Origin of the sequence: Prevotella sp. Sow4_E9_plate, assembly GCF_052116205.1 — a bacterium.
Taxonomy (GTDB): Bacteria; Bacteroidota; Bacteroidia; order Bacteroidales; family Bacteroidaceae; genus Prevotella.
Genome location: NZ_JBQKLN010000083.1, coordinates 1 through 5,140, shown reverse-complemented (window position 1 = coordinate 5,140; position 5,140 = coordinate 1). Strand labels below are relative to the sequence as shown.

General features: G+C 41.6%; 4 protein-coding genes. 2 read left to right on the top strand and 2 right to left on the bottom strand.

Annotated elements, in window-relative coordinates; translation table 11 throughout:
• Positions 1-409: 409 nt before the first annotated feature.
• A complete protein-coding gene (gene tet(Q), locus ACTQ53_RS17005; RefSeq protein WP_349226860.1) occupies positions 410-2,335 on the top strand; it encodes a tetracycline resistance ribosomal protection protein Tet(Q) in 1,926 nt (641 codons plus the stop codon).
• 729 nt (positions 2,336-3,064) lie between these two features.
• Positions 3,065-3,259, top strand: a complete 195-nt coding sequence (locus ACTQ53_RS17000; RefSeq protein WP_123398920.1) for a hypothetical protein — start codon at positions 3,065-3,067, stop codon at positions 3,257-3,259.
• A gap of 210 nt (positions 3,260-3,469) precedes the next feature.
• Here ACTQ53_RS17000 and ACTQ53_RS16995 read toward each other — a convergent pair whose 3' ends face one another.
• Both ACTQ53_RS16995 and ACTQ53_RS16990 read right to left on the bottom strand, forming a co-directional pair.
• On the bottom strand, positions 3,470-4,441 hold the full coding sequence (locus ACTQ53_RS16995) for a tyrosine-type recombinase/integrase (protein WP_441934448.1): 972 nt from the start codon (positions 4,439-4,441) through the stop codon (positions 3,470-3,472).
• A gap of 225 nt (positions 4,442-4,666) precedes the next feature.
• Positions 4,667-5,140, bottom strand: a 474-nt coding sequence (locus tag ACTQ53_RS16990) for a transposase (protein ID WP_441934446.1), incomplete at its 5' end; no start/stop codon positions are given.

Genomic DNA, 5,140 nt, shown 5'->3' with positions numbered 1-5,140 from the left:
ATATCCGAAGATACTGCTGCATCTCTGACCCAGTGTTGAGTCGATAACGGGTGAAAGCATGGAGTCAAATTTCTCCATGATTGAAAAAATTCCTCCAAAAGGTGTGAGTTTTTCGAATTTTATTTGTACCTTTGCAGCGCCTTGTTACGATTTTCGCTTGTTTTCTAATTGCAACACTAAGATAAGTGAAAAATCTGACACGGCAAAATCCTGGGCAACTTTTTGTTGCTCAGGAACTTATAAATAAAGTTAAATTATAGTGTTGCGGAATTAAGGTTCAATTATGCGGCAGTAATAATATACATATTAATACGAGTTAAGAATCCTGTAGCTCTCTCATGCTACGAGGAGGTATTAAAAGGTGCGTTCCGACAACGCATCTAATGTAGTATATAATTGCTTAATCCAAATGAATATTATAAATTTAGGAATTCTTGCTCACATTGATGCAGGAAAAACTTCCGTAACCGAGAATCTGCTGTTTGCCAGCGGAGCAACGGAAAAGTGCGGCCGCGTGGATAATGGTGACACCATAACAGACTCTATGGATATAGAGAAACGTAGAGGAATTACTGTCCGGGCTTCTACGACATCTATTATCTGGAATGGAGTGAAATGCAATATCATTGACACTCCGGGACACATGGATTTTATTGCGGAAGTGGAGCGGACATTCAAAATGCTTGATGGGGCAGTCCTCATCTTATCCGCAAAGGAAGGTATACAGGCGCAGACAAAGTTGCTGTTCAATACTTTACATAAGCTGCAAATCCCGACAATTATATTTATCAATAAGATTGACCGTGCCGGTGTGAATTTGGAGCGTTTGTATCTGGATATAAAAACAAATCTGTCGCAAGATGTCCTGTTTATGCAAACTGTTGTCGATGGATCGGTTTGTCCGGTTTGCTCCCAAACATATATAAAGGAAGAATACAAAGAATTTGTATGCAACCATGACGACGATATATTGGAACGATATTTGTCGGATAGCGAAATTTCACCGGCTGATTATTGGAATACGATAATCGCTCTTGTGGCAAAAGCCAAAGTCTATCCGGTGCTACATGGATCAGCAATGTTCAATATCGGCATCAATGAGTTGATGGACGCCATCACTTCGTTTATACTTCCTCCGGCATCAGTTTCAGACAGACTTTCAGCTTATCTCTATAAGATAGAGCATGATCCCAAAGGACATAAAAGAAGTTTTCTAAAAATAATTGACGGAAGTCTGAGACTTCGAGACGTTGTAAGAATCAACGATTCGGAAAAATTCATCAAGATTAAAAATCTAAAGACTATTTATCAGGGCAGAGAGATAAATGTTGATGAAGTGGGTGCCAATGATATCGCGATTGTAGAGGATATGGAAGATTTTCGAATCGGAGATTATTTAGGTGTTAAGCCTTGTTTGATTCAAGGATTATCCCATCAGCATCCCGCCCTCAAATCCTCCGTCCGGCCAGACAAGCCCGAAGAGAGAAGCAAGGTTATATCCGCTCTGAATACATTGTGGATTGAAGACCCGTCTTTGTCCTTTTCCATAAACTCATATAGCGATGAATTGGAAATCTCGTTATATGGTTTGACCCAAAAGGAAATCATACAGACATTGCTGGAAGAACGGTTTTCCGTCAATGTCCATTTTGATGAGATCAAGACTATATACAAAGAACGACCTGTAAAAAAGGTCAATAAGATTATTCAGATTGAAGTACCACCCAACCCTTACTGGGCCACAATAGGGCTGACTCTTGAACCCTTACCGTTAGGGACAGGGTTGCAGATCGAAAGTGACATCTCCTATGGTTATCTGAACCATTCTTTTCAAAATGCCGTTTTTGAAGGGATTCGTATGTCGTGCCAATCGGGTTTACATGGATGGGAAGTGACAGATCTGAAAGTAACTTTTACTCAAGCCGAGTATTATAGCCCGGTAAGCACACCTGCTGATTTCAGACAGCTGACCCCCTATGTCTTCAGGCTGGCTTTGCAACAGTCAGGTGTGGACATTCTCGAACCGATGCTCTGTTTTGAGTTGCAGATACCCCAGGAGGCGAGTTCCAAAGCTATTACAGATTTGCAAAAAATGATGTCTGAGATTGAAGACATCAGTTGCAATAATGAGTGGTGTCATATTAAAGGGAAAGTTCCATTAAATACAAGTAAAGACTATGCCTCAGAAGTAAGTTCATACACTAAGGGCTTAGGTGTTTTTATGGTTAAGCCATGCGGGTATCAAATAACAAAAGGCGGTTATTCTGATAATACCCGTATGGAAGAAAAGGATAAACTTTTATTCATGTTTGAAAAATCAGTATCATCAAAATAATGGAACGGTCAGGGAATTAATATAAGACGCTGTGGCGACAGGAGCGTGAGGCAGTGCGCCGGGCGTATTACCTCACACAACCTTATCACCACCGCTTGCGTCCAAATGATGTGATAATTCAGGCGATAAGCCGTGTCAGTGGCCCGCGGATCCACAAACACGGCACATCGCCTTGTGCTGTTTATCGGTTGCCCGACTGATTCCGTGCTGCACACCGATTCAGCTTCGGGCAGTTCTGATTTTGGATATGATGCCCGGCTGAAGCCGGAGGCGGCGACAACGCCAGAGCAAAGCGAGGGCAAGCCTTCGCCCGACTCTCGCGTTGTCGCCTCTCTTTGGAATACCAGTCTGCAAACGATGACTGTGGCCGCTTCAAGGCTGACACTTTGAAACGGCAAACGTCAACGATAGCCGGTTCTTTCCCTTGAAGATTTTGAGCCTCGGCAGGGACAGGCGTTTTGGCGTGCGAAGTTACTGCGTCCGGGAGGAACGTCAAGTGACGCTGCGCTTGTGGTCGGCGTCCGCGCTCGTGAGCCTCCACATTTTTTCTCCCTCAATTCCGAAAAAATGGGTATCCCTCGCTTGCCGCTGACTACACACTTGCCTTATCCTCCCTTTTGGCCGCAGTTGTGGGACTGCACGAAAAACGGCCAGCCCTGCCGGAGAAGCTCAAAGAGCTTCAAACAAAAGGGAGAAAAATTAACTCAAACGCTCAAACATCAAAGGACTATGCGAGTAAAAAGAATGAAAGTAGCGGAGGGCAGACGGCTCAATATCGGGCAGTTCCCCAATTTTCACCGCTCCGGCTCCATTAGGGGCATGAAAAAACTCTACTATGGCGAGGACTGCCTTTTGGTACGCTGTGGCAACTATATCTATAACGTTACCTCCGAACCATCAATCTACAATCAGGCAACAATCTAAATCATAAGAATATGGAAAATTATAACGGAATAGCAATATCCAAGAACGACAAGGAATTTGTCGTGGCGTTTGACAACTTTATGATTTTATGTTGACGTCAACATAAGATCATTTATGTCTGACATAGAATTATGTTGGGCATTAGTCTAAACAATTAATAATCAATCGTTCTTTGACATTTTGCACAACATAATTCTATCTTTGGAGGAATTAGAGGCTATCTAAGAATGTAATTAACTCCTTATCCTCAGACCATTTTCGTGATGGTGTATCGGAAACGGACTGCTCACATTTTTTGAGAGCTTCTAATTTCCTTTCCATACTAATTTCGGCGTAGATGTTAGTTGTGTCAATCGAGCTATGTCCCATCCAATTTCTAACCATATCAATATCCGCTCCAGAATTAAGTAGATGAGTGGCGGTTGTATGGCGTATAACATGAGGAGATGGGCGTTTATTTGCAAGAGAAGGATGATTTAAGATGACATCTTGTGAGTATTTCTTTATCATTTCATAAATACAGAATCGGCTCATAGGCTGATTGTATCGGTTAAGAAAAAGGTAATCGTTAGGCAACTTGTTGTCTATAAATGGTTTGAGTAAATCCCAGAAATCCTCCCATAGAGGACATATTCTCTCTTTACGTCCCTTGCCATGTAATGTCACCATTGGCATTCCACGTTTTGGTGGCATCGCAACATCCTTCACTTTAACACCTATAACTTCAGACACTCGGGCGCCAGTATTATACATGAATAGGATAATGACATGATCTCGACTTCTTATCCCTTGATATTTGCATGTTTTCAAAGGTGCATCAGCCAAGGCTTCGATCTCAGATTTGTCCATATAGGTTATCATGCGTTTTTCCGTTTTCTTTGAAGGGATAAGACTGACATGGTGACACCAATCTATATGTTCAGGAGATTTCCACGCCAGAAACTTTGCGAAAGCCTTTATTGCAGCTAAACGATTGTTTCTTGAAGAAACGGAAACTTTTCTCTCAATTTCCAGATAATCAAGAAATTTTGTAATAACGTCAGTCGTAATATCCGAGATTTTGAGATTGTCTATTGCAATACTTATTAATGTAGAAACATACGATACCAACATACGGAATGTATCACGATAACTCATTTGAGTGTTGCGACTAAGGTTTCTAGTGACAATTAAGTACTCTATGAGGAATGGTCTTAGCCAATAGCCAAGATATTCTGTTTCAGTATTTTTTCTATTCCCTCAAATCCGCAACCTATAGGGTTTCGTGGGAATTTATTTGTAAAACGACAAAAATTCTTTTATTGTACATATTCCTTGGGCATAACAGAAACGTCGTAAACACAAAATTCCCTTACCCCATAAAGCGACTTGAGGTAATACGCCGGTTTAACCAGAAAAGCATGGCCTTTAACCAAAGTCTGTCTTGAACAGGTTGGCATAAGCATAGTTGTCTGAATAAATGTTCAATACATGCCTACGTGACGTCTTAATCCATTTTGCAGGAACAGAGATGAACTTGAACACAAAGGTCTTGATTCTGCTGGTGGCACGCAATCCAAATTCATGGGTTTTCAATCTCTGCATAATAGCTTTGTAGAAGTTTCTGATGAGAGCTGTCATAAGCAGGAATACAGTATTCTGTGCCATGAACGATTTTGGCAACCGATTCCAGCCAAAGCCATTGTTCATGTCATCGAAGATGCGTTCCTTGCCACCACGAAGATTGTAGAATTCCACAATGTCTCTTGCACTCGACTTGTAATCGTTAGTCAGTATACATCTGTAGGTATATTCGCCTTCCCAAATGTCAAGGTCTCCCTCTATTCGCCTTTGTCTCTGTATGACAAGACGATACGGTTTTCCTTTCCATTTCTCAACAAG